Annotated in this window: 16 protein-coding genes; 11 read left to right on the top strand and 5 right to left on the bottom strand. The window is 49.1% G+C overall.

What is annotated here, in order from left to right; genetic code table 11:
• Positions 1 to 56 precede the first annotated feature (56 nt).
• The 9 genes from iscA to J3999_RS03645 all read left to right on the top strand — a co-directional run bounded on the left by iscA (position 57) and on the right by J3999_RS03645 (position 11,410).
• Positions 57 to 383 carry an iron-sulfur cluster assembly protein IscA gene (gene iscA, locus J3999_RS03685; RefSeq protein ID WP_208126621.1) on the top strand — a complete coding sequence of 109 codons (327 nt, stop codon included), beginning with the start codon at positions 57 to 59 and terminating at the stop codon, positions 381 to 383.
• 109 nt (positions 384 to 492) lie between these two features.
• The gene (ndk, locus tag J3999_RS03680; RefSeq protein ID WP_208126620.1) at positions 493 to 912 is read left to right on the top strand and encodes a nucleoside-diphosphate kinase; all 420 of its coding nucleotides are present in this window, start codon (positions 493 to 495) and stop codon (positions 910 to 912) included.
• 5 nt (positions 913 to 917) lie between these two features.
• Positions 918 to 2,066 (top strand): 23S rRNA (adenine(2503)-C(2))-methyltransferase RlmN, encoded by a 1,149-nt coding sequence (gene rlmN, locus J3999_RS03675; protein ID WP_208126619.1) that lies wholly within the window; start codon positions 918 to 920, stop codon positions 2,064 to 2,066.
• Positions 2,067 to 2,090: 24 nt separating this feature from the next.
• Entirely contained in the window at positions 2,091 to 2,594 is a 504-nt protein-coding gene (locus J3999_RS03670) for a RodZ family helix-turn-helix domain-containing protein (RefSeq protein WP_208126618.1), read from the top strand.
• Between the two features lie 50 nt (positions 2,595 to 2,644).
• Entirely contained in the window at positions 2,645 to 3,919 is a 1,275-nt protein-coding gene (gene hisS / locus J3999_RS03665) for a histidine--tRNA ligase (RefSeq protein WP_208126617.1), read from the top strand.
• Between the two features lie 73 nt (positions 3,920 to 3,992).
• Positions 3,993 to 4,634, top strand: coding sequence for a tetratricopeptide repeat protein (locus J3999_RS03660; RefSeq protein WP_208126616.1), 642 nt, complete (start codon positions 3,993 to 3,995; stop codon positions 4,632 to 4,634).
• 54 nt (positions 4,635 to 4,688) lie between these two features.
• Positions 4,689 to 5,921 (top strand): outer membrane protein assembly factor BamB, encoded by a 1,233-nt coding sequence (gene bamB, locus J3999_RS03655; protein ID WP_208126615.1) that lies wholly within the window; start codon positions 4,689 to 4,691, stop codon positions 5,919 to 5,921.
• Positions 5,922 to 5,998: 77 nt separating this feature from the next.
• Positions 5,999 to 7,429 carry a ribosome biogenesis GTPase Der gene (gene der / locus J3999_RS03650; protein ID WP_208126614.1) on the top strand — a complete coding sequence of 477 codons (1,431 nt, stop codon included), beginning with the start codon at positions 5,999 to 6,001 and terminating at the stop codon, positions 7,427 to 7,429.
• Between the two features lie 117 nt (positions 7,430 to 7,546).
• The gene (locus J3999_RS03645) at positions 7,547 to 11,410 is read left to right on the top strand and encodes a DUF3683 domain-containing protein (protein WP_208126613.1); all 3,864 of its coding nucleotides are present in this window, start codon (positions 7,547 to 7,549) and stop codon (positions 11,408 to 11,410) included.
• A gap of 155 nt (positions 11,411 to 11,565) precedes the next feature.
• Here J3999_RS03645 and J3999_RS03640 read toward each other — a convergent pair whose 3' ends face one another.
• Both J3999_RS03640 and J3999_RS03635 read right to left on the bottom strand, forming a co-directional pair.
• Positions 11,566 to 11,865: a cytochrome c gene (locus J3999_RS03640; RefSeq protein WP_173284387.1), complete on the bottom strand. Its 300-nt coding sequence runs from the start codon at positions 11,863 to 11,865 to the stop codon at positions 11,566 to 11,568.
• 181 nt (positions 11,866 to 12,046) lie between these two features.
• Positions 12,047 to 12,352, bottom strand: coding sequence for a c-type cytochrome (locus tag J3999_RS03635; RefSeq protein WP_208126612.1), 306 nt, complete (start codon positions 12,350 to 12,352; stop codon positions 12,047 to 12,049).
• Between the two features lie 357 nt (positions 12,353 to 12,709).
• Here J3999_RS03635 and J3999_RS03630 point away from each other — a divergent pair, with 357 nt between their 5' ends.
• Positions 12,710 to 12,889: a hypothetical protein gene (locus J3999_RS03630; RefSeq protein WP_208126611.1), complete on the top strand. Its 180-nt coding sequence runs from the start codon at positions 12,710 to 12,712 to the stop codon at positions 12,887 to 12,889.
• 24 nt (positions 12,890 to 12,913) lie between these two features.
• Here the strand turns inward: J3999_RS03630 and rsgA are convergent, their stop codons facing one another.
• The 3 genes from rsgA to J3999_RS03615 are packed head-to-tail and all read right to left on the bottom strand — an operon-like array spanning position 12,914 to position 15,603.
• Positions 12,914 to 13,939, bottom strand: coding sequence for a ribosome small subunit-dependent GTPase A (gene rsgA / locus J3999_RS03625; RefSeq protein ID WP_208126610.1), 1,026 nt, complete (start codon positions 13,937 to 13,939; stop codon positions 12,914 to 12,916).
• Positions 13,940 to 13,977: 38 nt separating this feature from the next.
• Positions 13,978 to 14,334: a 4a-hydroxytetrahydrobiopterin dehydratase gene (locus J3999_RS03620; protein WP_208126609.1), complete on the bottom strand. Its 357-nt coding sequence runs from the start codon at positions 14,332 to 14,334 to the stop codon at positions 13,978 to 13,980.
• A gap of 18 nt (positions 14,335 to 14,352) precedes the next feature.
• On the bottom strand, positions 14,353 to 15,603 hold the full coding sequence (locus tag J3999_RS03615) for a M48 family metallopeptidase (RefSeq protein ID WP_208126608.1): 1,251 nt from the start codon (positions 15,601 to 15,603) through the stop codon (positions 14,353 to 14,355).
• Between the two features lie 65 nt (positions 15,604 to 15,668).
• Here J3999_RS03615 and orn point away from each other — a divergent pair, with 65 nt between their 5' ends.
• Entirely contained in the window at positions 15,669 to 16,229 is a 561-nt protein-coding gene (orn, locus tag J3999_RS03610; RefSeq protein WP_208126607.1) for an oligoribonuclease, read from the top strand.
• Positions 16,230 to 16,262 lie beyond the last annotated feature (33 nt).

Raw genomic sequence — 16,262 nt, 5'->3', positions numbered from 1 at the left:
TGCAATTTGCTATAATTACTCGCTCGACTTACCGAAAACTGTCTGAAGGAGTAATTATGGCGGTCACCTTAACCGAAGCGGCGGCGGAACGTGTCAACACTATGCTTGCCAAGCGTGGAAGCGGATTGGGTCTTCGAGTCGCGACAAAGGTAAGCGGTTGTGCTGGTTTTGCCTATGTTGTTGATTATGCGGATGAAATTAACGGCGATGATCAGGTGTTTGAAAGTCACGGCGTAAAAGTGGTGGTCGACTCCAAAAGTCTTGGTAACATTGATGGCATGGAGATTGACTACGTTCGCGAAAGTTTGCTCAATGAGGGGTTTGAGTTTAATAACCCGAATGTGAAGGACAGCTGCGGTTGCGGAGAGTCTTTTACGGTTTAAATCGCATATCTGTGATTGTCAAAGCCTCAGCATGGACTGGGGCTTTTGTTTTTCTGCATCCGATGGCAATCCCTGTTAAAATACGGCAATTCAAATTTCTAAGGTGAAGATGATGGAAAGGACTTTTTCGATTATTAAACCCGATGCGGTAAAACGTAATTTAATCGGTGAGATTTTGCAGCGTTTCGAACGTAACGGACTGAGAGTGGTTGCTTCCAAAATGATTCGTTTAAGCCGTGAGCAGGCGGAAGGTTTCTACGCGGAACATAAAGGCCGGGATTTCTACGAGCCTTTGATTGAGTATATGATTTCCGCTCCTGTTATTGTTCAGGTTCTCGAAGGGGAAGATGCGATCGCCAAAAACCGTGAGATCATGGGCGCGACCGATCCGGCTAAAGCAGTAGAAGGGACGATTCGTGCAGATTACGCGCTGTCGGTCCGTGAAAATTCTGCACATGGCTCGGATTCTCCAGAAAGTGCAGCCCGTGAAATTGCCTACTTCTTTAGCACGATCGAGATTTGTGGCTAACGTAAATGACCCAGCAAAATTCTGAACAAGTCACCGAGTTACAGCATTCCGATTCAAAGCTTGATCTGCTTGGTATGGATCGTGAAGCGATGGAGACCTTCTTCAAGGAAGCGGGCGAGAAGCCTTTTCGTGCCGGACAGGTAATGAAATGGATTCATCAGTTCGGGGTCAGTGATTTCGATGAAATGACCAACTTGAGCAAGTCTCTGCGTGAAAAGCTCAAAAAGATAGCGCTTATCCGCACGCCTAAAATTGTTGCCGAGCAGCACTCCAATGACGGTACGATTAAGTGGCTTCTGGAAGTGGATCATCACAACTCGATCGAGACAGTGTTTATTCCTGAAAAAAACCGCGGAACTCTGTGTATCTCTTCACAGGTCGGTTGTGCGCTGGATTGCAGTTTTTGCTCGACCGGAAAGCAAGGCTTTAACCGCAATCTAGAGAACTGGGAAATCGTTGCTCAGATGTGGGTTGCCAACAAAGCATTAGGCTGTCTTCCGAAAGAAGAGCGCCGCATTACCAATGTAGTCTTCATGGGAATGGGTGAGCCGCTGCTGAATGTCACTCATGTTTTTCCAGCGGCACGCATCTTGATGGATGATTTTGCCTACGGCTTGTCAAAACGCCGTGTAACGATCAGTACCGCCGGTGTGGTACCGGCAATCGACCGCATCAAGCATGAGCTTGATGTCTCTTTGGCGATTTCGCTGCATGCTCCGAATAACGAGCTGCGCGATATTCTGGTGCCGATCAATAAAAAATATCCGCTCGAAGTTCTGATGCCGAGTCTGTATCGTTTTGTTGAAGGCGGGCACAGTAAAAAACACGTTACGGTTGAGTATGTCATGATCGATAAATTGAACGATCGTGTCGAACATGCGCAACAGTTGGTTGATCTTCTGGGGGATCTGCCGTGTAAGGTGAACTTGATTCCTTTTAACCCTTTCCCGAACACCGATTACCAGCGCTCATCGAATAATGCCATTCACCGTTTCCGAGAAGTTCTGGAAGAGGGTGGGCTGAACGTGACGGTTCGTAAAACCCGTGGTGACGACATTGATGCGGCATGCGGGCAACTCGCGGGTAAGGTAAGCGATCGCACCAAGCGAACGGTGCATCGGGTGGAATTGAATTTAAATAAAACTGCCAACTAAAGATAGAAAAGAGGTTCTTGCGGTATGACACAGGTTGACAATGCTGCGGCTGAAAAAACCATTGAAACGATTCAATTGCACGAGTTGCTCAAAGAGACACGAGAGTCGCAGCACTTGACGCTGGAAATGGCGTCCAGTCAATTGAATATGTCGCTGGATCAGTTGAACTTCCTGGAAAGCGCTGAATTAGATCCGCTGAACCTGACACCGTTCGAACGTGGTTATGTGCGCAACTATGCGGCCATGCTTGAAATTCCTTCAGAGAAAGTTGAAAGTTATTTTCCGTCGAATACTACCGTAGTCAGCGATTTGCATTCGGTGCAGCGTTATTACAGCTACGATGACCAGAAACCGTTTTTTGCGCGGGCGATTGGACGACTGCTGATCTATACGCTGGGTCTGGCAGTCATTGCAGCGATTCTCTGGCTGGTATGGCCGGAATCGACGCCGACGCTTAATGCTGAAGAGCCGGCGCAACAACTTTTGACTCCGCAGTTACCGAACGCTTCCGAGTCGAGTACCCCTTAAACAACAACCTTAAATTAAAATTACATCGTTTTAGTAGAGATTGACCCCATATGGCCAACAAAATTACCGCGATTCGCGGCATGAATGATATTTTTGCAGACAATGCGGAAGCTTTTGATTATTTAGTAAAAACGTCGGAAAACGTTTTACATCAATACGGTTATCATTCGATTCGTTTGCCTTTGGTGGAAAAGACCGAATTGTTTGCCCGCTCCATCGGCGAAGTGACGGATATTGTCGAAAAAGAGATGTACACTTTTGCCGACCGTAACGGTGATAGCCTGACGCTGCGCCCGGAAGGGACGGCCGGTTGCGTGCGAGCGGTAATCCAAAACGGCCTGACGCATAATCAGGTCCAGAAACTGTATTACACCGGTCCTATGTTCCGTTACGAGCGTCCGCAAAAAGGACGTTACCGTCAGTTCCATCAGTTTGGTGTGGAAGTGTTCGGATTGCCAGAAGGTCAAATCGACGCAGAATTGATTATTTTGAGCGCCCGTTTATGGGAGCAACTTGGGCTGGAAAATCTCGAGTTGCAGATCAATACGCTCGGATCCAATGAAGCGCGTATGGCGTACCGTCAGATTTTAGTCGATTATTTCAGCGAACATAAAGAGCAGTTGGATGAAGATTCTCTGCGCCGACTCGATTCTAATCCGTTGCGTATTCTCGACAGCAAAAATCCTGAGATGAAAGACCTGATCGAACAGGCTCCAAAACTGATCGATCATCTGGATGAGGATTGTCTGCAGCACTTTGAAGAAGTTAAGGCACATCTTGACGACTGCGGAATCGAGTATGTCGTTAATCCGAATCTGGTGCGCGGTCTGGATTACTACAATCGCACGGTTTTTGAGTGGGTTACCACCGAACTGGGTGCTCAAGGTACGGTCTGTGCCGGCGGCCGTTACGATGGGTTGGTCGAACAGATCGGCGGCAAGGCGACTCCGGCTGTCGGCTTTGCAATGGGCATCGAACGTCTGGTCGCTTTGCTGATGGATAAAAACCTGGTTCCGCCGCAGCGTCAGGCGGATATTTTCCTGGTGTTGCTGGGCGAAAAAGTTACCCGTCCGGGAATGGTTCTGGCAGAATCACTGCGTGAAGCGTTTCCGCAGGCCAATGTGCAGATGAATATCGGTGGCGGCAGCTTCAAAAGTCAGTTTAAGAAAGCGGATAAATCCGGCGCGGCCTATGCAATCGTATTGGGCGATCAGGAAGTCGAACAGCAGGTGGCGGCAGTGAAGCCTCTGCGTGAGGAAGGCGAGCAAAAGACTGTCGCCTGGGATGAGCTGGTCGATTACATGCAGCCGCTTCTGGATATGTAAATTGATCCGCTGAGCGCTATTACTGTTAATTATTACTTACTAGAATGAATCTAATTGAGAAAGAGGACTTTTCATGAGCCGTTATGAGACTGAAGAAGAGCAGATTGATGCGATAAAGGCCTGGTGGAAAAAGAATGGCACTACTTTGTTGATCGCGGTTCTACTGGCGGTGCTGGCTGCATCCGGATGGCGTTACTGGAGTAACACTCAGTATGTTTCTGCGGCGAATGCTTCTGTTACTTTTGAAGCTTTGCAGATCAATGCCGAAAGAGGTTCGTTTGGCGAGGTTTCGCGTGAGGCTCTGAAATTGATGCAGGAAGAGCCACAAAGCCCATACGCGGCGGCAGCGGCATTAATGTACGCCAAGTTTGAACTGGAGCAGGGGAAGCAGGAAAGTGCGATCGAAAAGTTTAACTGGGTTGAGCAAAATGCAACCGATGCCGAGGTGAAAGCGATTGCTAAACTGCGTCTGGCGCGTGTTTATCTGGACCAGAAAAATTACAGTGCAGCGCAAAAGGCGTTGGATGAGTTGAAATCGGCCAAAGTTTCCCTGTCGGAACAAGCGAATGTGGATTATTATGCCGGTATTCTGGCCTTGGCCGAAGGAAACAGCGATAAGGCAACCGAGGCCTTTAATGCGGTGATCGGTAACGAAAGTGCTGATGACAATTTACGCGGCTTAGCGCAGATTCAATTGGATGACTTGGCCCAGTAAGAGGAACTGGCCGAGTTATTGCAGACAGCAGAGTGACTGCTTAAAAGGAATAGGATGAAATTTAAAAAGACTCAACTCCTTTCTGTCGTTTTATTGAGTGGCGCGGTCGCTCTGATGAGCGGTTGTTCTTCAACTATTAAGAAGGAAGAGCCGCCTAAAGAACAGATCGATTCTGCTCTGACAATGGATCTGCAGTGGAGCGTGAAACAGTCGGCGATGCCTAACGGAGATACTCGCGGGCTGGCAATCGCTCACGATCAGCAGCAACTGGTGGTTGCCAATTCGCAAGGTTATGTGAGCAAGTTGAGCAAAAATCCGCAAAGCCGATGGACTGATCAAGTGGTGTGGGAAGTGCGTTTTGACGAAGCGATTACTTCCGGACCGACGCTGGATAGCGATAATGGTCGTATTCTTATCGGTACTGCAAAAGGCCGCTTGAAAGCGATTGATGCTGATAACGGTGGGGTTTTGTGGCAGAAACAACTTTCCAGTGAGGTGCTTGGCAAACCGACACTCAATGGAAACTTCATTTTTACCCGTACAGTCGATGGTAAAGTTTATGCCCTGAATCGTGACAGTGGAGAGACTGTCTGGGTGTCCGAGCATCAGATGCCGAGTTTGAGTCTGCGCGGTTCGCCGCAGGTTTTGCCGACCGATGAATTGGTTTTCGTTGCTTGGGAAACAGGAATGATTCAGGCGCTTTCCGCCAGCTCTGGGGAGTTGATCTGGGAAACCCGAATCGCGATTCCTTCCGGACGTACCGATCTTGAACGAATGGTCGATATTCAGGCGAATCTTCAATATAAAGACGGCGTTCTTTATGCGCTCGGCTTTCATGGTAAATTAGCTGCGATCAATCCGGAAAACGGTAACTTTATTTTTGTCACCGAACTTTCCGGTTATCGCGATTTTGTCGTCGATGAGAATGCGCTTTACGTCGTTGATGACGAAGACGTTCTGTACGCTTTTGACGCGAAAAGCGGTGCGCCTTTATGGAAACAGGAATCCATGAAAGGACGGACAATCGGCGATTTGGCGTTTTATAAAGAAGATTTGCTGCTTACCGACGAGTGGGGCTATGTGCACTGGGTGAGCAAGTTGCAGGGAACCGAGTCGTCGCGCTTTAAACACAGTAATGATTACGGCGACGGCAATAAGATCGTTCGCGTTGAAGTCGAAGGCGATTCAATCTATCTTTTCGACGGACAAGGCAGTATCAGTCGTTATCAGGTTCGCCCCTCGGATAGAGCCGAATTTGTCAAAGAATACGGCGATTCCTGGTTTTAATCGCTTTAAATTAAATCAATTCAGAATTCAGATAACACCACTCGGTTGAGTGGTGTTTTAACTTTAGGTTATGCTAAATGAGTAAGCCGATTATCGCTCTTGTCGGGCGTCCAAATGTTGGAAAATCGACACTTTTCAATCGTCTGACCCGCAGTCGTGATGCAATTGTCGCCGACTATCCCGGCCTGACGCGAGATCGTCAGTACGGAACCGGTCGACTGGGTAAAAGACCCTACATTGTAGTAGATACCGGCGGTCTGAGCGGAGAAACAGAGGGTGTTGATCCTCTAATGGCCGGTCAGGTTCGAGCGGCGTTGGACGAAGCCGATGCCGTTCTGTTTCTGGTCGACGGCCGCCAAGGCATTTTGCCGGCGGACGAAGTGATTGCGAACTATGTCCGTCTTTTCGATAAACCGGTTCAGGTATTGGTCAATAAGGCCGAAGGTTATGACCATGATCTGGCGAAAGCAGAGTTCTTTCAGCTTGGTTTGGGCGATCCGATAGCGATCTCCTCGGCACACGGCGATAACGTCGAAAAAGCGATTGACCATGTCATCGAACAGCTGCCTGAAAAAGAAGAGGAAGACGAACTGGAGCTGGATGCCCAGCCAGGTATCCGGGTTGCAGTTATTGGCCGTCCGAATGTCGGCAAGTCAACCTTGATCAACCGCATGATCGGCGAAGAGCGTGTAGTTGCTTTCGATATGCCGGGAACAACACGTGACAGTATTTTCGTTCCTTTCGAGCGTGACGGCAAAGAGTACACGCTGATCGATACGGCCGGAGTTCGTCGTCGTAAAAACATCAAAGAGAAAATCGAAAAATTCAGTATCGTCAAAGCGATCGAGGCGATGGAACAGTCGCATGTGGTGATTCTGGTAATCGACGGTTCGGAAGGCTTGACCGATCAGGATCTGACCTTGCTGGGTCTGGCGATCGAGTCGGGGCGCGGTCTGGTATTGGCGGTTAATAAGTGGGATAACCTTACTACCTATCAGCGTGAGCAGGTGAAACACGAGTTGGATAGCCGTCTGCAGTTTGTCGAGTACGCCAAAAAACATTTGATTTCGGCTCTGCACGGCAGCGGTGTCGGCGAACTGTTCAAAACCGTCCAGCAAGTTCATGAGGCCGCCTTTAAAAAGGTTTCGACTTCGGATCTTAACCGCGTTCTCGAGCAGGCGGTTCTGGAGCATCAGCCGCCTCTGATCGCCGGACGTCGTGTCAAACTGCGTTACGCGCACCTGGGCGGTTTGAATCCGCCGCGAGTGATTGTTCACGGAAATCAGGTGGACAAGTTGCCGGAAGCCTATACCCGTTATTTAACGAATGTATTCCGTAAAGCATTCAAGTGGATTGGAACACCGGTAACCATCGAGTATAAAGCGACGCAAAACCCGTTTGAAGGTCGTAAATCCAAACCGAAAGTCAAAGATGACCGGCAAAAGATCGATGCCATGATGCGGCAAAGAAAGAAAAAGAAAAAAATGCAGAAAAAAAGAGTGCAGTAACCGAGGGCTTACTGCCTAAAGTAGTGTAAGTTTACATAGGGCGTTTAGTTTGGGCTAAGCGCCCTGTACCGTTTAAATAGCGGTTTATAAGTTGATCCTTAACATAGGCTATAACAGATGATTCCGAAGAAGCGTATTCGTGAAATTCCCTACAATTACACCTCATTCTCAGACAAGGAGATCGTGCTAAGGTTCCTCGGCGAATCTTGTTGGCAGACGATCGAGACCCTGCGTGAGTGTCGTAATACCGGGCGTTCGGCGCGTATGCTGTTTGAGGTTCTGGGCGATATGTGGGTGGTCAGTCGCAACCCGTACATTCAGAACGACCTGATCGACAATGCAAAACGTCGTCAGGCGTTGATCGATGCGCTGAATCATCGTCTGCAAGAGGTGGAAAAACGTCTTGACGGGAATCAGACGGCAGCCGAGCTGACCGAAGAAGTTAAGAAAGCGGTGCAGAAATTTGCTGCCTGGTTTCCTGAACAGATCGAAATCCGCGGCAAGGTTCAGAAGCGCCTGAAAAAAATTACCCGCGACGATAATGTCGACTTCAGTGGTCTGGCGCGTGTTTCTCATGCTACGGATGCGACCGACTGGCGTGTGGAATTGCCGCTGGTAGTGATTTCTCCGGATACCGAAGCGGAAATTGTCGATATTGTCGAAGCGTGTATCGAACTGGGCTTGACCATTATTCCGCGTGGAGGCGGTACCGGTTATACCGGTGGGGCGATTCCGCTGCATGAGCATACCGCGGTGATCAATACCGAGAAGCTGGAGTTCATGAGCCTGGTCGAGCAGGAAGAGCTGCCGATGATCGGTAAGGTTCCGACAATCCGTACCGGTGCTGGTGTGGTAACGCGTCGTGTCTCCGAGCAGGCGGAACGTTTCGGTTATACCTTTGCGGTCGACCCGACCTCTCAGGACGCCTCGACCATCGGCGGTAACATTTCCATGAACGCCGGTGGTAAAAAGGCGGTTCTGTGGGGAACGACACTGGATAACCTGGCGTCCTGGAAAATGGTCACGCCGGATGCCAAATGGTTGGAAGTGCATCGAATTAACCACAACCTGGGTAAACTTCAGGATCAGCATACGGTTATTTTTGATATCAAGCGTTTCGAAAAAGACGGTCAGACGCAGATCGGCGAAACCGAGCGTCTGGAAATTCCCGGCTCGGCTTTCCGTCAGGCCGGACTCGGTAAGGATGTTACCGATAAATTCCTTAGTGGATTGCCGGGGGTTCAGAAAGAAGGGTGCGACGGTCTGATTACGTCGGCGCGTTTTATTGTGCATCGCATGCCGAGCCATACGCGTACCATCTGTCTTGAATTCTTCGGTACTGATCTGAGCAATGCCGTACCGGCGATTGTCGAGGTCATCGACTATGTCGAGCAGAAGAAACCCGAAGGAATCCTGCTGGCCGGTCTGGAACATTTGGACGAGCGTTATATTCGCGCCGTTAAATACAACACCAAAGCGGATCGCAAAGAACTGCCGAAAATGCTGCTTCTGGCAGATATTTGCGGTGAAAACGGTTTCGAGGTGGCCAATACCTGTAAAGAAATTGTCGAGCTGGCGAAAAAACGTAACGCCGAAGGCTTTATCGCAGTAACCGACGAAGCCCGTAAACGTTTCTGGCTGGACCGTTCACGTACCGCGGCGATTTCGGCGCATACCAACGCCTTCAAGATCAACGAAGACGTGGTTATTCCGCTTGAGCGCCTGAATGAGTACAACAGCGAAATCGAGATGATCAATATCGAGATGTCGATTCGCAACAAGCTGGAAATTCTCGAAGCTTTCCAAGAGTACTTCAATGGAGATATTCCTGAATTTACCCAGGAAGACGACTTCGAAAACGCCGAAGGCACCAATGCCGATTACTTTAAAAATCGTCTGACCACGATCCAGACTCATCTGCACAATGTCAGAACGCGCTGGAAGTCTCTGCTGATTAATCTGTACAAACCGGCGACACAGGCTCTGGATCTGTTCGCCGAACTGGATCAGGACAAAGTACGAGACAACGATCGGATTGTTGACCTGTTCCTGCGTCGTGATGTGCGTATGAGCTATCGCAATGAAGTGAAGGATTTCATCGAGCAGACATTGATGGGCTACGACTTTGAAGCGCTGATTAAACGCCTGGATGACATTCATGCTGAAATCCGTACCGCGCGACTGTTTGTCGCACTGCATATGCACGCCGGTGACGGAAATATTCATACCAATATTCCGGTGCATTCCGGTAACTATGTGATGGTGCATCAGGCGGATCGTCTGGTGGATCGCATTATGGAAATTGCTCATAAGCTTGGCGGTGTGATTTCCGGTGAACACGGTATTGGTCTGACCAAAATTCAGTATCTGGAACAGGCGAAGATCGAAGACTTTGTGAACTACAAAAAAGAAGTCGATCCGAACGGTCACTTCAATAAAGGCAAGCTGATGCCGGGTTCTGGTCTGAGCAATGCCTATACGCCGTCTTTGAGTCTGGTGCAGCAGGAAGCGATTATTCTCGAGGCCAGTGAACTGGATGAGTTGAATAACGATATCAAAGACTGTCTGCGCTGCGGTAAGTGTAAGCCTGTCTGTCAGACGCACATTCCACGCGCTAACCTGTTGTATTCGCCGCGTAACAAAATTCTGGCGACCGGCCAGGTGATCGAGGCGTTCCTGTACGAAGAACAGACACGTCGCGGTATTTCGCTGCAGCATTTCGAAGCGATGAACGATGTGGCCGACCATTGTACGACCTGTCACAAGTGTGAAACGCCGTGTCCGGTCGATATCGATTTTGGGGATGTTTCCATCCGTATGCGTAATATCTTGACCAATATGGGCAAGAAGCGTTTTTCATTGACGACAAAAGCGGCGCTGTTCTTCCTGAATACCAAAAACCCGACCAATATCAATCTGATGCGTAAGGCGATGATCGGTTGGAGCGCCAATATGATTACGCTGGGTCACAAGGTGGCGAAATCTTTCGGGCTGGTGAAGGAATCCCTGGATGAGATTCCGCACAAGTCTTCGAAAATCGCGCCGGTACAGCAGCAGGTCATTAACTTTGTCCGCAAGCCGTTGAATACCGGGCCGAATCAGCCGACGATGCGAAAATTACTGGCTTTGGAAGACAGCACTATGGTGCCGATTATCTCCAATCCGGATAAGGTTAACGACGATTCGGATGCGGTGTTCTACTTCCCGGGTTGTGGTTCGGAACGTCTGTTCAGCGATATCAGTATGGCTACCTTGGCGATGTTGTCGGAAACAGGGGCTCAGACCATTCTTCCTCCGGGGTATCTGTGCTGCGGTTATCCGCAGACGGCTGCCGGTCAGGCGGATAAAGGGGCGCAGATTACGGCGGAAAACCGCGCGCTCTTCCACCGGGTTGCGAACACCTTGAATTATCTGGATATCAAAACGGTAATTGTTTCCTGTGGTACCTGTCTGGATCAGTTGCTGAAATATGAATTCAGCCGGATTTTCCCAGGTTGTCGTCTGATGGATATTCACGAATATCTGCAGGAGAAAGGGGTCTCGCTGGATAATGCGACCGGAACCAAGTATCTGTATCATGCACCTTGTCACGATCCGATGAAACTCAAGGATGGAACATCGGTTGCCAAGGATCTTCTCAAAACCGAAGAAGTTCTGTTAAACGACCGTTGCTGTTCGGAAGCGGGTACTCTGGCGACGGCTCGTCCGGATATTTCGACTCAGCTGCGTTTCCGTAAAGCGATCGAGTTGAAGAAAGGCATTCAGGATCTGACCGGTGAGGATAAGGCTCGCGATGGTAACGTCAAGGTCTTGACCAGCTGTCCTGCCTGCCAGCAGGGGTTGAATCGCTATGAAGGTGAAACCGGCTTGAAAACCGACTATATCGTGGTTGAGTTGGCTAAGAATCGTATGGGCGATGACTGGAAAGCGCTGTTTGTCGAGCAGTTGAAAAACGGTGGTATCGAAAAAGTGCTTCTGTAATATGACTTAAGACTTCTTTCTCTGCCGTGTGCGGAGAAAGAGGGTCTAGCAACATAAAAAAACGCCGGTATTCGTATGAATTCCGGCGTTTTTTTATGGCTGACGAAAAACTCTAAGATTAATTAGAGCCTTCGGTACAAGGCTTTGTTGTGAAATTATTTAGGCGCTTGTGCCGCGTAGAAGTCTGCCAGCTCCTTAATTTCAGCATCGGTCAACCCTTTAGCGAAAGGCTGCATGGTCGCATCTTTACGAAAACCGTCGCGGAAGTCTTTTAGCTGCTTTTCAAGGTAGGAAGCATGCTGTCCAGCCAGTTTTGGAAAATTCGGGACAACACTGTTACCATCCGCGCCGTGACAACCGACACAAGTTGCCGCTTTCGCCGGTGCTGCTTGAGCTCCGAAAGATGCCGAGACAAGTAGTCCTGTTGAAAGAGCTGCAATCATCATTTTTTTCATAGGAAAATCCTTATATTGGAACTTGCTGATTAAAACGCTTTAAAATTTATAGCGAATGGCTTGGCAAATCAAGTTGTAAAGCCGATTAGTTGCCGTCAGCTGCGATAAATTTTTCTATAGGTATAAAAAAACCGCCCTAAGAAAATCTTAAGGGCGGTTCTTTACAGAAACTGACTATAAATTATAGACCAGAAACGTAAGCAGCGATGTTTTCCATGTCTGCGTCAGAAAGACCAGCAGCCATTGGAGCCATCATAGAAGTCATAGGACCTACTTGCTCACCAGCTTTATACTTCTGTAGCTTAGCAACGATATCAGCAGCGTTCTGACCAGCTAGTTTAGGACCAACACCACCTTCACCAGCACCACCGTGACAACCAGCACAAGTTGCGTATGAAGCTTGACCAGCAGTTGCATCACCAGCTTGAGCAGCTGCACCAAAAGAAACAAGACCAGCCGCAGCTAGAGCAATTACAGTTTTTTTCATAGTACTCTCCTAAAAGCACGATTTAAAAAAGGTCGGGAAATTTCCCTAGGTGCAAATTACATACGAAAAGGATATTTGAGTCAAGGTAAGAGACTTGAGCAAACCTTAATAATCGATAAAAAACTTAAGCGAATTCTTATAAGTGCGTAGAAGCCTTGAGTAAAGCCGGATGATTTTCTGTAAAAGTCTGTCTTTTGTCGTTGAGAGGCGTGCGATTTTTTTCGCGAAAAAGGTCTTAAAATGGAAAATCCATGATTCGAAAAGCGCGGGATTTGCTCTGTAAATTTGCCAAAAAGCCAGCATTCAGGACAATAATACGTATATCATTCAGTCGCTAATACGATAAAGAGGTGTAATGTGATCGCGATTTTACGTTTATGGGTCGTTGTGCTGATACTGACAGTTTTGAGCTGGCTGCTTCTGAAATATATCGGTAAGCGGCAATCTTTCTGGCTGGTACTGCTTTTCTGGGTGGTCGCAGTTTTCGGAAGCATTGGGCTGATGTACGGCCTGTCTGTATGGGTAGCCGGTCAATAATAATGAGCGGATATTATTATCCGCTCAGTTGTTCTCTGAGCTGAATTCCTCGAGCAGGCGGCGGAAGCTCTGATAACGGGTAAAAGCGATCTCTCCGTCTTCGACAGCCTGTTTGACAGCGCAATCCGGTTCATGTCCGTGGGTACAGTTATTGAATTTGCACTGACCCAGAAAGGGGGCGAAATCGGGATAATAAGTTTCCAGCTCGCTCAGAGAGCAGGGAGCAGGATTAAACTGACGTACGCCCGGCGAGTCGATCAGATTCCCTTCATAAATACTGTCGTCTTCTTTCAGATTCAAATGATACAGAATGCTGTTGGTCGTGGTGTGCTTACCGAGGCCGGTGGCATCGGAAAGGGCGCCGACGCGGATGTCCAGATCAGGAATCAGCGCGTTAATCAGCGACGATTTACCTGCTCCGGACGGGCCGACAAAGACCGAGTTCTTATCGTGCATAAAGTCCAACAGTTCGTCCAGGCCTTGCTGAGAAACGGTCGAGGCCGGGATTAGCGGAATTTCCATTTCATCGTAAGGTGCCAGCAACTCGGCAACCGCCTCCCAGTCTTCATCGCTTTCCAGAAGATCGGTTTTATTGAGAATAATGATCGCGGGAATTCCCAATTGGGCCGCCCCGACCAGATAACGGTCGATCATGTCCGGATGGATGCCGGGAACCACCGGCGCCACAATACCGATAAAATCGATATTAGCCGCGACCATTCGGGTCTGGCCGCGAAATCCGGGGCGACTCAACTCATGCGTGCGCGGTAAAACGCTGACGACGACGCCGGTTCCCGCTTCGATGTCGGAGCGCCAGATAACCTTGTCGCCGGCGACCAGTTTGCCCAGATGCTGGCGGATGGCACAGTTATAACTCTGCCGATCCTCGCCCTCGACCAGAACACGTTTTCCGAAACTGGTGATGACCAGGCCGTTGCGCTCTTCTCCGAGATGGCCGCTCTCCTGTTTGAGATCTTGTTCGCCGGTCTCTTTCTTCCGCTGACGGCTGACACGGCGGCTCTGTTGTTTGGTTAAGCGGCGTTTTGACATAAGTTACCTTTAAATAGAGAGAAACGCTTCAGTTAGACTCAGTCTTCCAGCAGCGCATTGATTTTAGCGGCCATAATCATGTCATTCATGCTCAGGCCTTTAATGTCATGCGTACTCAGACTGATATCGCAGTGGTTATAACCGAAGCAGACGGTCGGGTGGTGTCCTTCTTTCTGCGCCAGCCAGGTGACGGCATTCACAAAGGCAACGGTTTGATAGTAGTTTTTGAACTGGAAGCGCTTTTTCAATTCCGCGTAGTTCAGCGGAACTTCCCAGCCGCTCAGGTGGCTGATGTTACTCTCGATGCTCGGAATGATCAGCGGCTTGTCTTTTGGGCTGATTTCGCTGCAGCGTGAGTTCAGAAGGGTTTGTAGAATTTCGCTTTTTTCACTCATTTTTTATCCTTAAGCGTTTTATTTTGCTAATTGTTTTAAATGATCAATACGGATTTTGGCCGGCGGGTGGCTGTCGTGATAGGCGGAGTACGCCGGATCCGGAGTCAGAGTGCTGGCATTGTCGCGATACAGCTTGAGCAGCGCCGAAATCAGGTGTTCGGAGCCGACATGTTCGGCGGCAAAAGCATCGGCTTCGAATTCGTGTTTACGGCTTTTAATCGCCATGATCGGTCCGATAAAGAAAAACAGCAGCGGGACCACGGTCATAAACAGCAGCAGTGCGATGGCAGGGGATTGTTCGCTCATTCCCAAACCGCTGTAGAAAACCGGTTGCTGTATCAGCCAGCCAAGCAGAGCCAGAGCGGCCAGCGTCATTAATGACATCTCCAGCATGCGTTTTTTGATATGGCCGTGTTTGAAATGCCCGAGTTCATGCGCCAGAACCGCTTCAACTTCGTCCGGAGAGAGTTTTTCCAGAAGCGTGTCGAAAAAGACGATGCGTTTGTTTTTACCGAAGCCGGTGAAATAGGCGTTACCATGCCCGCTGCGCGAGGAACCGTCCATCACGAATACGCCGTTGGATTCAAAACCGGTACGCGCCAGCAGTGCTTCAATGCGCTGTTTCATTTCGCCGTCTTCAAGCGGGGTGAACTTGTTGAAAATTGGCGCGATCCATTTCGGGTAGGCCCACATCAGTACCAGCTGAAAGCCCATCCAGATCAACCAGGTGTATAGCCACCACAAGTCATTAATAAAGGTGCTCATAACGGAAACGAATACCCAGGCCAAAGGTAATCCCAGGGCGAGTCCCAGAGCCCATTGTTTGAACAAGTCGCTAATGAATTTGCCCGGGGTCGTGCGGTTGAAACCGAACTGAGCCTCGATTTTGAAAGTGCTCATGATCGTGAACGGCAGATGCAGAACGGAGAGGAACCACAGGGTGGAGACCAGAAAAGCGACATCGCGCCAGATCGGATCCAGCGAGCTGTTCGCCCATAAGGTGTAGATATCCTGAAATCCTCCGCCCAGAGTCATAAACAAAAGAATGGCGGCATCGTAAAAAAGGCCGAGTCGAGCCAGTTGCAGTTTGGCGCGACTGTAATCGGCGGCTTTCTGGTGGTCTTCGAGCTTGACGACCGAAGAAAAGTCTGCCGGAACTTTTTCCCGATTGATGCCGATATGAAACTGGTTTTTAATGTTCAACCACAATTCGATCAGCAGGTTTAAAATCAGGGCAAATAGAAATATCGATGTTATCCAGTTGGTCATGCGCTAAGGATTCTCAATTTATTAGGTTAAGATAGGGGCCTATTTTAGGGAAAAGAGCCAGAAGTATGAAGTCAGATAACAACTTAATTTGGATTGATTTGGAAATGACGGGGTTGGATCCGAAAGAACATACCATTATTGAGATCGCCACGGTGGTCACCGACAGTCAGTTAAATGTGCTTGCCGAAGGCCCGGTGATCGCGATCCAGACTGCTCAGGAAGAGCTCGATAAAATGGATAACTGGTGTGTCACGCATCATGGGAATTCCGGGCTGACGGCTCGTGTGCAAGCCAGTGCGATCGATCTGGCGCAGGCCGAACAGCAGACGATCGAATTTTTAAGTCAGTATGTTCCTTCCGGTAAATCGCCGATGTGCGGTAATTCGATCTGTCAGGACCGCCGCTTTATGGTGGAGCATATGCCGAAATTGGAACAGTTTTTTCATTATCGCAACCTCGATGTCAGTACCCTTAAAGAGCTGGCGCGTCGCTGGGCGCCGAATGTTTACGCCTCTCACGAGAAGAAGGGCGCGCATCTGGCATTGGACGACATCCACGAATCCATTGATGAGCTAAAGCATTATCGACGAGAGCTATTTGCCGAAAACTATCGGCAGAATGACTGAATTTCTCCTTTCATAACCTCTGTCAATGCAGGG

This window comes from Thiomicrorhabdus sp. 6S3-12 (genome assembly GCF_017571475.1).
In the GTDB taxonomy this organism is placed as follows: domain Bacteria; phylum Pseudomonadota; class Gammaproteobacteria; order Thiomicrospirales; family Thiomicrospiraceae; genus Thiomicrorhabdus.
Note: the sequence above shows the minus strand (reverse complement) of the source record. Positions and strands in the feature narration are given on the sequence as shown.